Source organism: Streptomyces sp. NPDC026500 (assembly GCF_055567635.1).
This window is the reverse complement of record NZ_JBVHQB010000023.1, coordinates 1-17,310: the sequence shown is the minus strand read 5'-3', so window position 1 is coordinate 17,310 and position 17,310 is coordinate 1. Positions and strand designations below refer to the sequence as shown.

The following is a 17,310-nucleotide window of genomic DNA, read 5'->3' as shown; positions in this document are numbered from 1 at the left end:
GTGACCACCACGACCGACCTGGTGTCGTACGAGGACGCACTCGCTACGTACGACCCCGTCATGGGCCTCGAAGTCCATGTCGAACTCGGCACCAAGACGAAGATGTTCTGCGGCTGTTCGACCGAGCTGGGCGCCGAGCCCAACTCGCAGACCTGCCCGACCTGCCTCGGCATGCCCGGCGCTCTCCCGGTCGTCAACGCGACCGGTGTCGAGTCCGCCATCAAGATCGGCCTCGCGCTGCACTGCGAGATCGCCGAGTGGTGCCGCTTCGCCCGGAAGAACTACTTCTATCCGGACATGCCGAAGAACTTCCAGACCTCCCAGTACGACGAGCCGATCGCCTTCAACGGCTATCTGGACGTCCAGCTGGAGGACGGCGAGGTCTTCCGCGTGCAGATCGAGCGCGCCCACATGGAGGAGGACACCGGCAAGTCGCTGCACGTCGGCGGCGCCACCGGCCGTATCCACGGCGCGTCGCACTCGCTGCTCGACTACAACCGGGCAGGCATCCCGCTCATCGAGATCGTCACCAAGCCGATCGAGGGCGCGGGCGAGCGGGCCCCCGAGGTCGCCAAGGCGTACGTCGCCGAGCTGCGCGAGCTCATCAAGGCGCTCGGTGTATCCGAGGCCCGTATGGAGCAGGGCCAGATGCGCTGCGACGTGAACCTCTCGCTGCGCCCGCACGGCCGCGAGAAGTTCGGCACGCGCTCCGAGACGAAGAACGTCAACTCCCTGCGTTCCGTCGAGCGTGCCGCCCGCTTCGAGATCCAGCGCCACGCCGCGGTGCTGAACTCGGGCGGCACGATCATCCAGGAGACCCGCCACTTCCACGAGGACACCGGGTCCACGACCTCGGGCCGCGTGAAGGAGGAGGCCGAGGACTACCGGTACTTCCCGGAGCCCGACCTCGTCCCCGTCGCCCCGTCCCGTGACTGGGTCGAGGAGCTGCGTGCCGGACTGCCCGAGCAGCCGCTGGCCCGCCGCAACCGGCTGCGCGAGGAGTGGGGAGTGAACGCCCACGACATGCAGTCGATGCTCAACGCCGGTGCCATCGACTCGATCGTCGCGACGATCGAGGCCGGTGCCGACTCCGCCTCCGCCCGCAAGTGGTGGATGGGTGAGCTGGCGCGCAGTGCCAACGAGTCGGGCAAGGCCCTGGAGGACCTGCCGATCACCCCGGCGCAGGTCGCCCGGGTGGCCGAGCTGGTCACCTCCGGCGATCTGAACGACAAGCTCGCCCGTCAGGTCATCGAAGGCGTCCTCGCCGGCGAGGGCACCCCGGACGAGGTCGTCGACAAGCGCGGCGTGAAGGTCGTCTCGGACGAGGGCGCGCTGACCGCCGCCGTCGACGAGGCCATCGCCGGGAACCCGGGCATCGCCGACAAGATCCGTGGCGGCAAGGTCCAGGCCGTCGGCGCGCTCGTCGGCGCGGTCATGAAGGCCACCCGCGGCCAGGCCGACGCGGCTCGCGTCAAGGAGCTCATCCTGGAGAAGCTGGGCGTCAGCGAAGGCTGAGATCCGGGTTTTCCCACATCCCAGGGGGTGCATCGCGACCGATGCACCCCCTGGGGTCTGTGTCGGCGTGCTCAGGTCAACGCGCTACGCTCGCGCGCCATGAGTGGAAGCACCGACTCCGAGACGCACGAACACAAGACGCACGACCGCGAGACGCGTGACGGCAGGGTCCAGGACCCGGAGGTTCAGGCCCCGCAGGTTCAGGACAAAGAGGAGCAGGACAAAGAGGAGCAGGACCGCGGGACGCCCGCCCGCGAGACGCCCGACCGCGGGGATCATGACCAAGAGGTTCAGGGCGGCGGGACGAGCGACCGCGAGAGTCGGAACCCGGAGGGTCCGGGCGACGAGGACCGGCACTCGGAGGGTCCGGACGGCGAGGTTCAGGACGCGGAGGATCCCGACCATGAGGATCATGACCCGGATGTGCGCCGGGCCCGCTGGACCGCGGCCGGGACGGGAGTCCTGCTGACCGTCGCAGGGCTGGCCGCGTCGGCGATGCGCTCCAGCGGCTCCGCGACCGCCCTCATACCCCTCTCCTACGCCTCGGGGGCCGTCCTGTGCGCGGGCGCGTCGGTGCTCGGGGCCAAGGGCCGCACCCGGCGAGCACTGTGGCTGATGATCGTCGGTGTGATGGTCATGGCTGTGGGTGACCAGCTCGACTGAGCGATGACGGGCGGGGCGACAGAGCCACCGGGAATGTCCTGTGACATGAGTCGCAGTCCTGTGAGTAAGCCCACGAATGCGACAAAGGATCATTTCCGGCTGTAAGAGTGATGGCGCATTAGTCATGCGTTCTTTGCGGGCAGTTCCCGATAAAGATCCACAAATCCCCCCTGGGAGCTCGTTCGTGGCAGCCCTCGCACGTTGGTGTGTCAAGCATCGCCTCGTCGCCGTTCTGCTCTGGCTTCTGGCCTTCGGCGGTGTGACTGCCGCCGCTGCCGTGACGGGTTCCGCGTACTCGAACGACTACGAGGTCCCCGGCACCGAATCGGGCCACGCCACCCAGCTCCTGAACACCGGTTTCCCGGGCCTCGGCGGCGACAGCGACACCGTCGTATGGCACACCGGCTCGGGCACCGTGCGCTCCCCCGACGTCGAACAGTCGATGACCCGGGCCCTGGACAAGATCGAGAAGCTCCCCGGAGTGGCCTCCGTCGACAGCCCGTACGCGCACCAGGGATCGGGCCGGACCGACTCGGACGGCCGAATCAGCTCGGACGGCCGGACGGCGTACGCGACCATCACCTTCGCCGACCGCGCCGAGAACCTCGACAAGGGCGAGGTCCAGGCCGTCGTCGGCGCCGCGAAGGCCGCCGAGGCCAAGGGACTCGACGTCGAGCTGGGCGGCACGGCCATCGCCCTCACCAAACCGTCCGGCGGGCACCTGGCCGAGATCGTCGGCGTGGCCGTCGCCGCAGTGGTCCTCTTCCTCGCCTTCGGCTCGCTCGCCGCCTCGATGCTGCCCATCGCCACCGCCCTGGTCGGCGTGGGAACGGCGTACTTCGGCATCGTGCTCCTCGGGCACGCCATGACCGTCGCCGACTTCGCCCCCATGCTCGGCATGCTGGTGGGCCTCGGCGTCGGTATCGACTACGCGCTGTTCATCGTGACCAGACACCGGCGGGGCCTCAAACGCGGTCTGCCGGTGGCGGAGGCGGCGGAGAACGCCGTCGCCACCACCGGACGCGCGGTCGTCTTCGCCGGCGCCACCGTCTGCATCGCCCTGCTCGGCATGCTCATCCTGAGGCTCAGCTTCCTCAACGGCGTCGCGATCGCCGCCTCCCTGACCGTCGTCCTCACCGTCGCGGCCTCCGTGACCCTGTTGCCCGCACTGCTCTCCTTCATCGGTCCACGCGCACTCAGCCGCCGTGAACGGCGGCGACTGGAGGAGCACGGGCCCGAGCCGGAAATGGCCACCGGGTTCGCGGCCCGCTGGTCCGCCTTCGTGGAACGCCACCCCAAGCTGCTCGGTGCCGTGGCCGTCGTCGTGATGGCCCTGCTCGCCCTGCCCACGTTCTCGCTCCACCTGGGCACCTCCGACCAGGGCAACGACCCGAAGGCGACGACGACCCGGCAGGCGTACGACCTCATCGGAAAGGGCTTCGGTCCCGGCGTGAACGGGCCCCTGACCCTTGTCACCAACGTCCGCGGCGCCGAGGACAGGCTCGCCCTGGACAATCTGGACGCCACGCTGCGGGCCACCGAGGGTGTCGCCTCGGCGACCCCGGTGACGTACAACAGCGCCGGTGACACCGCCTTCCTCACCGTCGTCCCCACCTCCGCGCCGCAGTCCCAGAAGACCAGCGACCTCGTCGACAGGCTGCGTACCGACGTCCTGCCGCGCGCCGAGTCGGGCACCGCACTCGATGTCCAGGTCGGCGGTGTGACGGCGAGCTACGACGACTTCGCGGACGTCATCGTCGGCAAGCTCCCGCTCTTCGTCGGCGTCGTGATCAGCCTCGGCTGTGTCCTGCTGCTGCTCGCGTTCCGTTCGATCGGCATCCCGCTCAAGGCCGCGGTCATGAACATCGCCGCCGTCGCCGCCGCCTTCGGAGTCGTCGTCACGATCTTCCAGTGGGGCTGGGGGAGCGAACTGCTCGGCCTCGGCGCCGCCGGTCCCATCGAGCCGTTCCTGCCCGTGATCATGGTGTCGGTGCTCTTCGGGCTCTCCATGGACTACCAGGTCTTCCTGGTCAGCCGGATGTACGAGGAATGGCTGGAGACCGGTGACAACCGGCGCGCCGTCCGGGTCGGCCTCGCCGAGACCAGCCGGGTGATCAACTCCGCCGCCGTCATCATGATCTCGGTCTTCCTCGCCTTCGTGCTCAGCGGCGACCGCGTCATCGCGATGTTCGGCATCGCCCTCGCCGCCGCCGTCGCCCTGGACGCCTTCATCCTGCGGACGCTCCTCGTTCCCGCCCTCATGCACCTGCTCGGCGACGCCAACTGGTGGCTGCCCCGATGGCTCGACCGGAGGCTGCCGCGCATCAGCATCGAGCCCCCCGAGTGCCGTGCCGCGCATGAGAGGCTGGCCGAGGCCACGGACGCCGAGGCGGCCGACGTACTGGGCCGCGCGGCGGAGGACGCCGAGGCGACGGACGTGCTGACGAAGGAGCGGGAGCGGGATGTACGCGATATCCCTGGGTGACGACGGAGCGGAACTGCGGCCCCTGGAGCCGTGGCACGCCGAGGAGTTCCTGGCGCACCTGGACCGGGGACGCGAGTTCATCGGGCAGTTCATCCCCTTCGGGGCCAAGTCCACGGACGTGCCGTCCGCGCGGGCGCAGCTCCAGAGGTACGCCGACATGCGCGCCGCCGGTACCGGGTCCCTGCACGGCCTGTGGCTGGAGGGGAAGCTCGTGGGCGGGGTGCTCTTCCTGAACTTCGACGCGGAACAGGGCAACTGCGAGGTCGGCTGCTGGCTGGAACCCGCCGCCTCCGGGCGCGGTCTGGTCACCCGGGCGATGAGGATCCTCATCGACTGGGCGGTCGAGGAGCGCGGGATCCACCGCGTGGAGTGGGTCGCCGCGGCGGGCAACGTCCCGAGCCTGAACGTGGCCCGGCGGCTCGGCATGAGCCGGGACGGCGTGCTCCGGGAGAAGCACCCCCATCGCGGGGTCCGGCACGACCTCGAGGTGTGGTCCTTGCTCGCGTCCGAGTGGCGTGCCGCACGCTCGGACGCCGCTCACAGAGAGCATTAAGGAACTTCTCAGACAGCGTCCGTACGGTGCGCTTCATGGGAACCAAGACAGTTGACGAAGCCGGGGCCGAGACCGGTACCGAGGCGAAGCGCGAAGAGCAGACGGTGGACGTCGCCGAGACCGACAAGGCCGAGGCGTCCACGGACAACGCGACCGGGGCCGCGGCCGCCGGGACCGCGACCGACGTCGAGGGCCAGGACGACTCCGAGGACCAGGACGAGGCCGACGAGGACCTCGTGGACGGCGACGACTCCGCCGACGCGGTAAAGGACGCCGGTGTCGGCCAGGGTGCCGCCGCCGTGGTGTCCGCCGGACTCGGTGTGGTGTCGCTGACCGGCAGCTGGGTCACCACCGTGGCCGCCGCCCGCGAGACCCTGGTCGGCCAGCTCCGGACCTCGTCGACCGCGAGCGTCGCCACGCAGGTCAAGGAGGTCTACGGCGACGCCTGGGCGACCACCGCGCTGATCGGCGGCCTCTTCGCGCTGGCCGCGCTGATCGTCGGCGTCGTCGTGCTGGTCCGGCCCGCGTTCGGTGCCCCCGGCAAGCCGCAGGCCGCCTGGATCAAGTCCGTCGCCTGGGCGGGCGTCTCGCTCGGCGTCGTCGGACTGGTGCTCGCGGTCGCCAAGTACTCCGACATCATCCTCGGACTGCCCTCCACCAGCTGAAACCCGACAACTCTGAGGGGCCTTAGGGCCGGCGTAAGCATCTGACCGCCGCCCTAAGGCCCTTCGCGTTCCCAAGATGCGGAACTCTCCCGATGTGGCGCACCCCCCTGGGAGACGAGGGTTGAGGCATCGCCAGCGAGCGAGGCCGAAACCGACTCTTCACCAGGGGTACGAGATGTTCGAGTACGAGCTTCAGCAGATCCGGTCCGCGGAACTGATCCGCAGGGCCCAGACCTACCGGCTCGCCAAGGAGGCCGCGAGCGGCCGCCGGGCCGCCCGCCGCGCGGCCACCCACCGGTCCGCACACGACGACACGGAGGGGCAGTCCCATAGCGACCGTCCCCGCCGGTACCGGTCCGCCCGCGTCGTATGAGCGCCGGGGCGCCCGTGGACAGACACGGGGCACCCGGCCGTCCGCAGGGTGTGCGGGGAGACGGCCGTACGGCGGCCGGCCGTCTCCCGCCGGACGGCCGGCCGACGGGCGGGGCACTGCTCGCCGTCCCGATAACCGCTGCCGCCCCGTCGGACCCCTGTGCCATGCTCGGGCCCGTGGAGACCAGGTCCGTCAGCCCGGTGTTCGTCGGACGAGCCGACGAACTGGGGGTGTTGAACGATGCGCTCGCCCGCGCCGCCGCGGGCGAGCCGCAGGCGTTGCTGCTCGGCGGCGAGGCCGGCGTCGGGAAGACCCGTTTCCTGGAGGAGTTCGCCACCGCCGCCGCCCGCGAGGGCGCCGTCGTCGCCTGCGGCGGCTGTGTCGAGATCGGCGCGGACGGCCTTCCCTTCGCACCGTTCTCCACCGCCCTGCGCGCCCTGCGCCGCAACCTGCCCGACGAGCTCGCCGCCGCGGCCGCCGGACAGGAGGAGGAACTCGCCCGACTGCTCCCCGAGCTCGCGCAGACGACCCGGGGACGGCAGTACGAGGAGGACGGCATGGCCCGCCTCTTCGAGCTCACCGCCCGCCTCCTGGAGCGGGTCGCCGCGGACCGCACGGTCGTCGTCGTCCTCGAAGACCTGCACTGGGCCGACGCCTCCACCCGCCATCTGCTCGCCTACCTCTTCCGCACGCTGCGCAGCGGCCGCCTCGTCGTGATCGCCACCTACCGCGCCGACGACATCCACCGCCGCCACCCGCTGCGCCCCCTGCTTGCCGAGCTCGACCGCCTCCGCACGGTCCGCCGCATCGAGCTGGGCCGCTTCAGCCGGGCCGAGGTCGGCCGTCAGATCGCCGGAATCCTCGCCCGCGAACCCGACACCGCCCAGGCCGACGAGATCTTCGCCCGCTCCGACGGCAACGCGTTCTTCGTCGAGGAACTCGCCGTGGCCGCCCACGAAGGCTGCCGTACGGGGCTCACGGACACCCTGCGCGACCTGCTCCTCGTCCGCGTCGAAGGACTGCCGGAGAGCGCCCAGCGGGTCGCCCGGATCGTCGCCGAGGGCGGCAGCACCGTCGAGTACCCGCTGCTCGCCGCCGTGGCACAGCTCGCCGAGGACGACCTCATCGAGGCCCTGCGCGCCTGCGTCGGCGCCAACATCCTGATCGCCTCGCCCGGCGGCGACGGCTACCGCTTCCGCCACTCCCTGGTCCGCGAGGCCGTCAGCGACGACCTGCTGCCCGGCGAGCGCTCCCGCTTCAACCGCCGCTACGCCGAGGCCCTGGAGGCCGACCCGGCACTCGTACCGGCCGACGAGCGCGTCACCCGCCTGGCCAGCTACTGGTACCACGCCCATGACGCGGCCAAGGCCCTGCCCGCCGTTCTCGACGCCTCGGTCGAAGCCCGCCGCCGGCACGCCCACTCCGAGCAACTGCGCCTCCTGGAGCGGGCGATGGAACTGTGGGAGGTGGTCCCCGACGCCGTACGGGCCGAACTGCGCCCCATCGACTACGTGGAGGCCTATCCACCCTGCGGCTGCGATCCCGCGACCACACCCCTGCGCTACCTCGACCTGATGGCCGAGGCCGCCGTCGCCGGACGACTGTGCGGGGAGCGCGAGCGTGCCCTGAAGACGACCAAGCGGGCACTGCACCTCCTGGAGGACGAAGGCGACCCGCTGCGCGCCGCGTGGTTCTGGATCCAGCGCTCGCGGCTCGTCCAGGCACAGGTCCGCGGCGACGGCTGGAAGGAACTCGCAACCGCCCAGGACCTGGTGCGCGGCCTGCCGCCCTCCGAGGTGCACGCCGAGGTCCTGTCCATGGTCGCCGCCTGGTGCATGGTGCACCAACCCGGCCACGGCGCCCTGTCCGCGGCCGAACGCGCCGTGGAGTACGCGCACATGGTGGGTGCCCGGGACACGGAGCTGAACGCCCGGCTCACCCTCGGCGGCCTGATGGTCGACGCGGGGGACATCGAGGCCGGGCTCGCGGAGATGTACCGGGTCAGGGAGCGGGCGAACCGGCAGGGCGCCGCCTATGTCGTGGGCCGTCTGCACATCAACCTGCCCTCCCATCTGGAATCGGTCGGCCGCTCCCGCGAGGCCGTCACGATCCTGACCGAGGGCATCGAACTCGCCTGTCGGAACGGCCTGTTGGACACCCAGGCCTGGGTCTGGGGCAACCTCTCCGAATCGCTGTACGCACTCGGCCGGTGGGACGAGGCCGCCGAAGCCGCGCGCAACGCCCTGGCCATCGGACTCGGCGGCAAGGCCTCCGGCGTGGGCGCGTCCCGTCTCGCGCCCGTCGCCCTGGCCCGTGGTGACCTCATCGAGGCGGGACGCCAACTGGCCGCTGCCCGCGGCCACTTCGGCACCCACGACCCGATGCCCCAGCATTCCCTGCCGCTGCTGTGCGCCACCATCGGCATCGCCGCCGGCGAGGGCCGCTTCCTCGACGCCCGCGCCGCCCTGGAGCAGGCCCTGGACGCGGGCTTCCCGCCCGGGACCCAGCGCTATGCCTGGCCGCTGCTGCTGGCCGCCATCACCGCGGAGGCCGACGCCCGCGGTCTGCCCGTCGCCGAACCCGGCCGCGCCCCGACCCTGGAACGCATCCGTACGGTCGCGAGGACCCTGCCCACCGGAGCCCCCGTCTGGCACGCCCACGCCGAATGGGTCCGCGCCGAAATCCGGCGGGCCGACGGCGTGAGCACCCCGGACCAGTGGTCCGAGGTGGTCGGGGCCCTCGAACCCCTGGAACGCCCCTACGACCTCGCCCGGGTCCGCCTCCGCCTCGCCGAGGCCCTGCTGCTCACGGGCGCGGACGACGACGAGCGCGCCCGCGCCACGGAACTCCTCCGGCTGGCCCGCGCCACCGCCGACCACCTCGGCGCCCGCCCGCTCGCCGACGCCGTCGCCCTGCTCGCCCAGCGCGCCCGCCTCACCCTGGAGCACGCCCCCGAACGGTCCCGGACGGCTCCTCCCGCCGACCCCGCGGCCGCACTCGGCCTCACCAGCCGCGAGCGCGACGTCCTGCGCCTTGTCGCGGTCGGCCGCAGCAACCGCCAGATCGCCGAGGAACTCTTCATCTCCCCGAAGACGGCCAGCGTCCACGTCTCGAACATTCTGGCCAAGCTGGACGTCTCAGGACGGGGGGAGGCGGCGGCACTGGCCCACAGGCTGCGGCTGTTCCCCCCGGAGACCCCGGCCGCCCGAGCGGTCGGCTGAGGGCTACGCTGCGAGGGATCCGGGCCGAGGGAGGCGCCGTGTTCAACATGTTCGAGGAGCTCTTCGCACCAGGGCGCAAGCACACCGACGACGAACGCAAGCGGCTGGAACTGACCCGCGTCGACCTCAACGACGGCGACCCGGGCCGCGGCCCGATAGACCTCACCTCGGGCAAGGTGGTCGTACGGGTGCCGGGGCAGGAGCATCGGCCGGCGGACCGGCCGGAGCTTCAGCCGGACCCGGAGCGCGATCCGGTGTCTGAGCCGGACCCGGAGCGCGATCCCGTATCGGAACTGGACCCGGAGCTCGACCCCGTATCGGGGCCGGAACCGGACGCGGAGGGCGATCCCGTGTCTGAGCCGGACTCGGAACTCGACCCCGTGTCTGAGCCGGACTCGGAACTCGACCCCGTGTCTGAGCCGGACTCGGAACTCGACCCCGTGTCGGACCCGGAGCCGGAGCCCGAGCCGGACCCGGAGCCCGAGCCCGAGTCCGTAACCGAGCCTGGTCCGGAGTCTCGGCAGGGGCCCTCATCCGCCCCCGGTTCCACGCGGGCCCCGTAGCCCTCCCGCCCTCCTACTTCACCTCCAGCTCCAGAAGCCGGTCGTCGCCCTTCACGGGGGTGCCGCGGCCGTCGGTCTCGCTCGTGGTCAGCCAGAGTTTGTCGCCGCCGGCGGAGACGACCGTGCGGAGGCGGCCGTACGTGCCCTTCAGGAAGGCCTCGGGTGCCGCGGACGCCTTGGTGCCGTTCAACGGGATGCGCCACAGGCGTTGGCCCTTGAGGGCCGCCATCCATATGGAACCCCCGGCGTAGGCGATCCCGCTCGGGGAGGCCTCGTCGGTGTGCCACTGGACGATCGGGTTGTGGTACTTAGTGTTGTCGCCGATGCCTTCCACCACCGGCCAGCCGTAGTTGTCGCCCGGCTTGATCTGGTTCAGCTCGTCCCAGGTGTCCTGGCCGAATTCCGAGGCCCACAGCCGCTGTTTGTCGTCCCAGGCGAGGCCCTGGACATTGCGGTGCCCGTACGAGTACACGACCGAGTCGGGGAACGGATTGCCCGGCGCGGGCTCACCCTCCGGCGTCATCCGGAGGATCTTCCCGCCGAGCGACTTCTTGTCCTGGGCCAGGCCCCGGTCACCCGTCTCGCCCGCGCCCGCGTACAGCATCCTGTCCGGACCGAACGCGATCCGTCCGCCGTTGTGGATCACGCCCTTGGGGATGCCCTTGAAGATCGTGTCCGGCGCGCCCAGCTGTTCGTCGGACGGCTTCCGCTCGTCGTACAGCACGCGGACGATGCGGTTGTCGGAGGCCGTGGTCAGGTACGCGTAGATCTCGTGGTCGGAGGCGTAGTCGGGGGAGAGCGCGATGCCCAGGAGGCCGCCCTCGCCGGCCGGGGCCACCCCGGGGATCTCACCCAGGACGGTCTTCTTCCCGGTCTTCTCGTCGATCCGGGTGATCGTCCCCTTGTCCCGCGAGGACACCAGCAGACCGCCCCCGGGCAGCGGCGCGAGGCCCCAGGGAGTGTCGAGATCCTCGGTCACGGTGCGCAGGACCTTCACCGAGCCCTTCGCGGGCGGTGTCGCCTCGGGGGCGGCGCTCGGGGAGGACGGCGAGTGCGGCGCCGTACTCCGGATGCCCGGGAGCGTGCTCGGACCCGCCGAGCCCCCTCCGCCGGAGGAGCAGCCGGCGGTCCCCAGAAGCGTGGCCGTGGCCAACACGACTGTCACTGCTCGAACTTGCACCATCAGTGTCCCTTCGACGCGGCGGTCCTCCTGTTCATACACCGCTCGCGTTCCAGGGGTTCCCGATCACGGACGGGCAATCCGCACCGGGATCCGGAAACGCCGCTCAGTCCCAGGATCCCAGCGCCCCCGGAAGCCCCGCCACCTCGGCGAGATCCTCCGCGGTCAGCCGCAGCCCGGCCGCCCCCGCGTTCTCGGTCACCCAGCGCTCACGCTTGGCTCCCGGAACGGGGACCACGTGCGGACCCTGCGCCAGGACCCACGCCAGCGCCACCTGCGCGGGCGTGACCGGAGGGCCGCCGCCGTGCCGCCGCGCGACGCGTCGCAGACCGACCACGATGGGCTGGTTCGCGGCCATCATCTCGGCGGTGAAGCGCGGATGGCGGGCCCGCACGTCGTCGGGCTCGAAGCCCTCGCCGGGGGTCAGCGTGCCGGTCAGGAAGCCGTTGCCGAGCGGCATCGCGGCGAGGAACCCGACCCCGCGCGCCGCACACCACGGCAGCAGCGCGTCCAGCGCCTCCGTCGACCACACGGACAGCTCGGCCTGCACGGTACTCACCGGGAAGACCTGCTGCACCCGTTCCAGCTGCCGGATCGTTCCGTCGTGCAAACGTGCCCCCGCTCGGCGGGCGGACCGGGCACCCACCGCGCACAGCCCGAGCGAGCGCACCTTTCCGGCCGAGACGAGCTCGGCCATCGCGCCCCAGGTCTCCTCGACCGGCACTTCCGGGTCCGCGCGGTGCAGTTGATAGAGATCGATCACGTCCGTCTGGAGGCGGCGCAGCGACGCGTCGCACGCCCGCTTCACATAGCCGGGGCGGCCGTTGGCCACGATGTGCTGATCGCCCACCAGCAGACCGACCTTGGTCGACACGAAGGCCTCGGAGCGCCGCTCCTTGAGCACCCGCCCGACGAGCAGTTCATTGGTGAAGGGGCCGTACATGTCGGCCGTGTCGAGAAGGGTCGAACCCTGGTCGAGTGCCGCGTTCACCGCGCGCAGCGACTCCTCGCCGCGCTGTTGCGACCCGGTGTAGGCCCAGCTCATCGGCATGCATCCGAGCCCGACCGCCCCCACATCGAGCGCCGCGGCCCCGATCGTTCTGCGCTCCACCTGGCCGTGATCCTCCCTCGGTTGGCCCCCCAACCTAACCTCTGCGCGCATGGGCGCCTGGCATAACCTCCTGACCATGACTTCCGATGTCTGGCTTCCCTTTCACGCCGACGAGATCGACGGACTCCCCGAGGGCCCCGACTACCGCTTCTGGGACGGCGGCCAGGAGTTTCCCGCGGATCCGGCCGACTGTGTGTTCTATGTCGTGCCCTACATGAAGCCGCACGCCGTCTCGCAGCGGCCCATGTCCGAAATGACGTCGGTCCGGGTCGTGCAGACACTCTCCGCCGGCGTCGACCACGTCCTGCCGAGCCTCAAGTCCCTTCCGCCCGGCGTGGTGCTGTGCAACGCCCGCGGGGTGCACGAGGCGAGCACGGCCGAGCTCACCCTCGCCCTGATCCTCGCCTCGCTGCGCGGCATCCCCGACTTCGTGCGGGGCCAGGACAAGGAGGAGTGGCGCTCGGGCTTCCGTTCCTCGCTGGCCGACAAGTCCGTCCTGATCGTGGGGTACGGGTCGATCGGGTCCGCCATCGAGGACAGGCTCGCGCCGTTCGAGCTCGCGCGGGTTGCGCGCGTCGCACGCTCCGCCCGTGCCACGGAGCGCGGTCCCGTGCGCCCCCTCACCGAACTGCCCTCCCTGCTCCCCGAATCCGACATCGTCGTGCTGTCCACACCTCTCACGGACGCCACTCGTGGCCTGGTGAACGCCGACTTCCTGTCCCGGATGAGGGACGGCGCGCTCCTGGTGAACGTGGCCCGCGGCCCCGTCGTCGACACCTCGGCGCTGCTCACCGAGCTGGAGCGCGGGCGCATCACCGCGGCCCTCGACGTCACCGACCCCGAACCGCTGCCCCCGGGGCACCCGTTGTGGCATGCGCCCGGTGTGCTCATCAGCCCCCATGTCGGCGGGCCCACCTCGGCGTTCTGGCCGCGCGCCAAGCGGCTGCTGGCGGATCAGCTGACCCTTTTCGTGAACCGGGAGCCGCTGCGCAACGTGGTCCTCACCACCGGCACCTGAGCAACGTCCCGTTCGCTCCGAGTCCACTCCGGGCACCCTCCGCAGTTCCCCGAATGCGGGCAGTGCCGACATAGCCCCTGGTCGTTACGGAGCGTAGAGGAACTATGTCCCTGAGTGACGAGACTGGTGTATCGTCCCGACAGGGGCTGCGCCGCGCACCGTTCGGCGCCGGGGACGGACATTGAGACTGCGAGGGGGGCGACGGGCGATGCACGGCCTATGGACCAACGATCCGACGCGGCGGGGCCGCCGCCGACGACCCTGGCGCGCGGCCACGCACAGCCGCGGCCACGGCGGCCATCACCACCGCAGGCACGGCTGCCGCCGGAGGCACGCGCACCCGGCACATCGGGACCAGCGGGACCCCGGGGCACGGACCGGGTGGGCCCGGTGAGCTCCCCAGGGGCGCTGCTGACCCGTCGGACGGTCTTCGACGGCGGGACGGGCCTGTTCTCGCAACTCGTGCTGGCCCTGGTGTGCGCGGGATACGCCGTCGGTTCCGCGCTCGGCTGGGGCTCCACGAGTCTCGCGTTGGTCATGGGCGACTTCGGGCTGAGCGTCGCGGCCGGCACCGCGGCGGTCTCCTGCTTCCTCTACGCCCGTAGCCGTCGGAGTCGTTTTCGACCCGCGTGGCTGCTGTTCGCGCTCTCCTCGGCCATGGCCTCGCTCGGGAACCTGGTCTGGGGGTGGTACGAGGTCGTCCTCGACCGTCCCGTTCCCACCCCGAGTTACGCCGATCTCTTCTTCCTCTGCTTCGCGCCGCCCGCGATCGTCGGGCTGCTGGTGCTGGCCAAGCGGCCCGTCACCAAGGCGGGCTGGGTGTGTCTCGCGCTGGACGCCTGGCTCATCGGCGGATCGCTGCTCACTCTGTCCTGGAGTCTGGCGCTGGCCCAGGCCGCGAAGTTCGACGGGCCGAGCGTCGCGCACACCGCCCTGTCGCTCGCGTACCCGCTGCTGGACATCGCGCTGGTCAGCATGGTTCTCGCGCTCCACTTCAGGCGCTCGTCGGTGAACAGGTCGGCGGTGAACACCGCGATCGGGGCGCTCGCCCTGACGGTGATGTGCGACGCACTGTTCACCTCGCCCCTCCTGCACAACAGCTACCACTCGGGTCAGCTCCTCGACGCGGGCTGGTTCGCCGGCTCGCTGCTCCTCGCGTACGCCCCCTGGGTCGTCACCCGGCACGGGCACGACACCGACGGGCGGGACACCGACGAGCACGACCTCGACGAGTACGGCCCGGACGGGCAAGGCTCGGAGGAGCACGCGCGCGTGGTGCACGAGCGCATCCCGGGACAGCGCCGGGAAGGACAGCACGGGCCCCCCGGAAGCCACACGCCGTACGGATCGGCTGGGGCCTCGCCGGAGGGCCCCGGGGCCGACGAACCCCAAGGACAGCACGGGGAGCCGGAGCGCCGGTACGAGCGACAGCGGGGCGGACACGCGCACGCGAACCCGCAGGGCCCCGGACAGGGCCGCTACCCGGCGACGCGTCCGATCACCGGATCGCTGGCCGCGCTGACGCCCTATCTGGCCGCCGCCGTCTGCACGTTGGGGATCCTCTACAACATTCTGAACGGACGCAATGTGGACCGCGTGGTGCTCGTCACCGCCGGCCTCGTCGTGCTCGCCCTCGTCGTGCGCCAGGGCATCATGCTGCTCGACAACATCACCCTCACCCAGGAGCTGGCCCAGAAGGAGAACCACTTCCGCTCCCTGGTGCAGGGCTCCAGCGACGTCATCATGATCGCCGCACCGAACGGCATCCTGAGATACGTCAGCCCGGCCGCCGCCGGGGTCTACGGCCGCGACGCCGAGGAGCTCGTCGGCTCCGAGCTCGCCTCGCTCATCCACCCCGAGGACCTCGGCTGCGTGGTCCACGAAGTACGGCGCTTCCTCGCGGCCAGCCATGCCGAGGAACCCACCACTCGCATCGAGTGCCGGTTCCGGTCCGGCGACGGCGGCTGGCTCAACGTGGAGTCCACCGTCAACCGGCACCACGGCGGCCTCATCTTCAACAGCCGTGATGTGACCGAACGCGTGCGGCTCCAGGCGCAGTTGCAGCACAACGCCGAGCACGACCCGCTCACCGACCTGCCCAACCGCGCGCTGTTCACCCGGCGGGTCCAGCAGGCACTGTCCGGGCGCCGCTCCTCCGACCGGGGCACCGCGGTCCTCTTCATCGACCTCGACGGCTTCAAGGCCGTCAACGACACGATCGGACACCAGGCGGGCGACGAGCTGCTCGTCCAGGCCGCCCGCAGGCTCCAGGACTCCGTCCGGCACGGCGACACCGCCGCCCGGCTCGGCGGGGACGAGTTCGCGGCCCTCATCGTCGGTGACGGAGGCCGCGACCGCACCGCCCGTGAGCAGCAGATACTGGAGCTCGCCGACCGTCTGCGGATCAGGCTCTCCCAGCCCTACTGTATCGACGGCAACGATGTCCGGGTCGCCGCCTCCATCGGCGTCGGCTTCGCCGAACCCGGCCTGGGCGCCGGGGAGCTGCTGCGCAACGCCGACCTCGCCATGTACCGCGCGAAGGCGGCCGGAAAGGGCCGCGTCGAGCTGTACGCGCCCCAGATGCAGCAGGACGTGGTCCGCAAGGCGGAGCTGGCGACCCGGCTGCGCTCCGCCCTCCAGGACGGTGAGTTCGCCCTGCTGCACCAGCCCGTGGTGTCGCTGGAGAACGGCCGGATCGCGTCGGTCACCGCACAGGCGCGCTGGCGTTCCTCCCAGGGGGTGCTCTTCACGCCCGCCGAGTTCCTGCGCGTCGCCGAGGACGGCGAACGGACCGCGGAGCTGGGCCGCTGGATGCTCGACGAGGCCGTCGAGCAGGCGGCCGAGCGCACCGCCGCGGGCGTCGCGGTGCCGGTCGCGGTCCGGATGACCGCCCGGCGCCTGCTGGACCGCTCGATGCCGCTGGGCTCCGTGGAGTCCCTGCTCACCCGGCACGGGCTCGCCTCGGGCGGCCTGATCATCGAGCTGTCCGACGCCGATCCGCGGGTCCCCCTGGACGAGCTGGAGCGCCGGCTGAACGCGCTCAGGCGTCTGGGTGTGCGGATCGCCCTGGACGGCTTCGGCAGCGGCTACGCGGCGATCACGGCGCTGAGGCGGCTCCCCGTCGACGTACTGCGACTCGACAGGAGTCTTGTCGAGGGAGTCGTCGAGTCCGCCCGGCTGCACAAGATCACCAGTGGGCTGCTGCGGATCGCCACCGATCTGGGGCTGCAGTCCGTGGCCGACGGGGTGGACCTTCCGGAGCAGGTCGTCGCCCTGCGCGCGATGGGCTGCACCCATGGACAGGGCATGGCGTTCTCCGGGCCACTGGACGAGTACCGGCTGCGCAGAGCGCTTTCTTCCGGCCACTATCCGGTGCCCAACGGACCGGCCGAGCCGGTGTTCGCCGGCGGCGGCGCCGGGGTGTATACGAGTGGAGTGCCCGTTGTTCTGGGGGGTGGAACGGCCCTCCGCTCACATAATGAGACTCCCGTCCCACCCACTTGACAGTCGGTGCGTGCCGGGGGAGGGTCAATGCCATGCGCACCCGAATTCTCGTACTTGGAAAGCGCGTCGGCTGAAGCTAGGTGGTCACCGGAAATGTCCGGAACACCCAGCGACCGCACCCGGCGCGCTCCCCTCGCTTGCCTCACGGCACGAGGGGTTTTTTGTTGCACAGGCACCAGTCGTACATCGCACAAAAGACGCAAAAACCCTCAGCATCGAGAAGAGAATGCCGATGACCGAGCAGGCCACCGGGGCCCACCATCCGCAGCCGCGGCCCCGTTCCGGAGGACAGCAGTCCGCCCCCGAGCACGTCACGGGTGCGCAGTCCCTCATCCGCTCGCTCGAGGAGGTGGGGGCCGAGACCGTATTCGGTATTCCCGGTGGTGCGATCCTCCCGGCCTACGACCCGTTGATGGACTCCCGCCGGGTGCGTCATGTGCTCGTGCGCCACGAGCAGGG

General features: G+C 71.2%; 13 protein-coding genes. 11 read left to right on the top strand and 2 right to left on the bottom strand.

Annotation, left to right across the window (positions count from 1 at the left end; genetic code table 11):
* From gatB to ACZ4N5_RS33160, 8 genes are all read left to right on the top strand, one after another.
* Positions 1 to 1,515, top strand: a complete 1,515-nt coding sequence (gene gatB / locus ACZ4N5_RS33195) for an Asp-tRNA(Asn)/Glu-tRNA(Gln) amidotransferase subunit GatB (protein ID WP_467760729.1) — start codon at positions 1 to 3, stop codon at positions 1,513 to 1,515.
* Between the two features lie 423 nt (positions 1,516 to 1,938).
* Entirely contained in the window at positions 1,939 to 2,178 is a 240-nt protein-coding gene (locus ACZ4N5_RS33190; protein ID WP_467760834.1) for a hypothetical protein, read from the top strand.
* 184 nt (positions 2,179 to 2,362) lie between these two features.
* Positions 2,363 to 4,663, top strand: coding sequence for an MMPL family transporter (locus ACZ4N5_RS33185; RefSeq protein ID WP_467760728.1), 2,301 nt, complete (start codon positions 2,363 to 2,365; stop codon positions 4,661 to 4,663).
* Positions 4,641 to 5,216: a GNAT family N-acetyltransferase gene (locus ACZ4N5_RS33180; RefSeq protein ID WP_467760727.1), complete on the top strand. Its 576-nt coding sequence runs from the start codon at positions 4,641 to 4,643 to the stop codon at positions 5,214 to 5,216. The genes ACZ4N5_RS33185 and ACZ4N5_RS33180 overlap by 23 nt, the downstream gene beginning before the upstream one ends.
* Before the next feature lie 35 nt (positions 5,217 to 5,251).
* Positions 5,252 to 5,881 (top strand): hypothetical protein, encoded by a 630-nt coding sequence (locus ACZ4N5_RS33175; RefSeq protein WP_467760726.1) that lies wholly within the window; start codon positions 5,252 to 5,254, stop codon positions 5,879 to 5,881.
* Between the two features lie 175 nt (positions 5,882 to 6,056).
* Positions 6,057 to 6,254, top strand: a complete 198-nt coding sequence (locus ACZ4N5_RS33170; RefSeq protein WP_467760725.1) for a hypothetical protein — start codon at positions 6,057 to 6,059, stop codon at positions 6,252 to 6,254.
* A 164-nt stretch (positions 6,255 to 6,418) separates the two neighbouring features.
* Positions 6,419 to 9,475 carry a helix-turn-helix transcriptional regulator gene (locus tag ACZ4N5_RS33165; RefSeq protein ID WP_467760724.1) on the top strand — a complete coding sequence of 1,019 codons (3,057 nt, stop codon included), beginning with the start codon at positions 6,419 to 6,421 and terminating at the stop codon, positions 9,473 to 9,475.
* Between the two features lie 47 nt (positions 9,476 to 9,522).
* The gene (locus ACZ4N5_RS33160) at positions 9,523 to 10,038 is read left to right on the top strand and encodes a DUF6191 domain-containing protein (RefSeq protein WP_467760833.1); all 516 of its coding nucleotides are present in this window, start codon (positions 9,523 to 9,525) and stop codon (positions 10,036 to 10,038) included.
* 13 nt (positions 10,039 to 10,051) lie between these two features.
* On the opposite strand, the gene ACZ4N5_RS33155 is transcribed toward ACZ4N5_RS33160, so the two are convergent.
* Together ACZ4N5_RS33155 and ACZ4N5_RS33150 are read right to left on the bottom strand one after the other, a co-directional pair.
* Complete coding sequence (locus ACZ4N5_RS33155) at positions 10,052 to 11,221, bottom strand: PQQ-dependent sugar dehydrogenase (protein WP_467760723.1); 1,170 nt, start codon at positions 11,219 to 11,221, stop codon at positions 10,052 to 10,054.
* Positions 11,222 to 11,324: 103 nt separating this feature from the next.
* On the bottom strand, positions 11,325 to 12,329 hold the full coding sequence (locus ACZ4N5_RS33150) for an aldo/keto reductase (RefSeq protein WP_467760722.1): 1,005 nt from the start codon (positions 12,327 to 12,329) through the stop codon (positions 11,325 to 11,327).
* Between the two features lie 76 nt (positions 12,330 to 12,405).
* Here ACZ4N5_RS33150 and ACZ4N5_RS33145 point away from each other — a divergent pair, with 76 nt between their 5' ends.
* From ACZ4N5_RS33145 to ACZ4N5_RS33135, 3 genes are all read left to right on the top strand, one after another.
* Positions 12,406 to 13,347, top strand: coding sequence for a 2-hydroxyacid dehydrogenase (locus tag ACZ4N5_RS33145; RefSeq protein WP_467760721.1), 942 nt, complete (start codon positions 12,406 to 12,408; stop codon positions 13,345 to 13,347).
* Between the two features lie 219 nt (positions 13,348 to 13,566).
* Positions 13,567 to 16,851, top strand: a complete 3,285-nt coding sequence (locus ACZ4N5_RS33140) for a putative bifunctional diguanylate cyclase/phosphodiesterase (protein ID WP_467760720.1) — start codon at positions 13,567 to 13,569, stop codon at positions 16,849 to 16,851.
* Between the two features lie 232 nt (positions 16,852 to 17,083).
* A partial coding sequence (locus ACZ4N5_RS33135; protein WP_467760719.1) for a thiamine pyrophosphate-binding protein occupies positions 17,084 to 17,310 on the top strand: 227 nt, incomplete at its 3' end.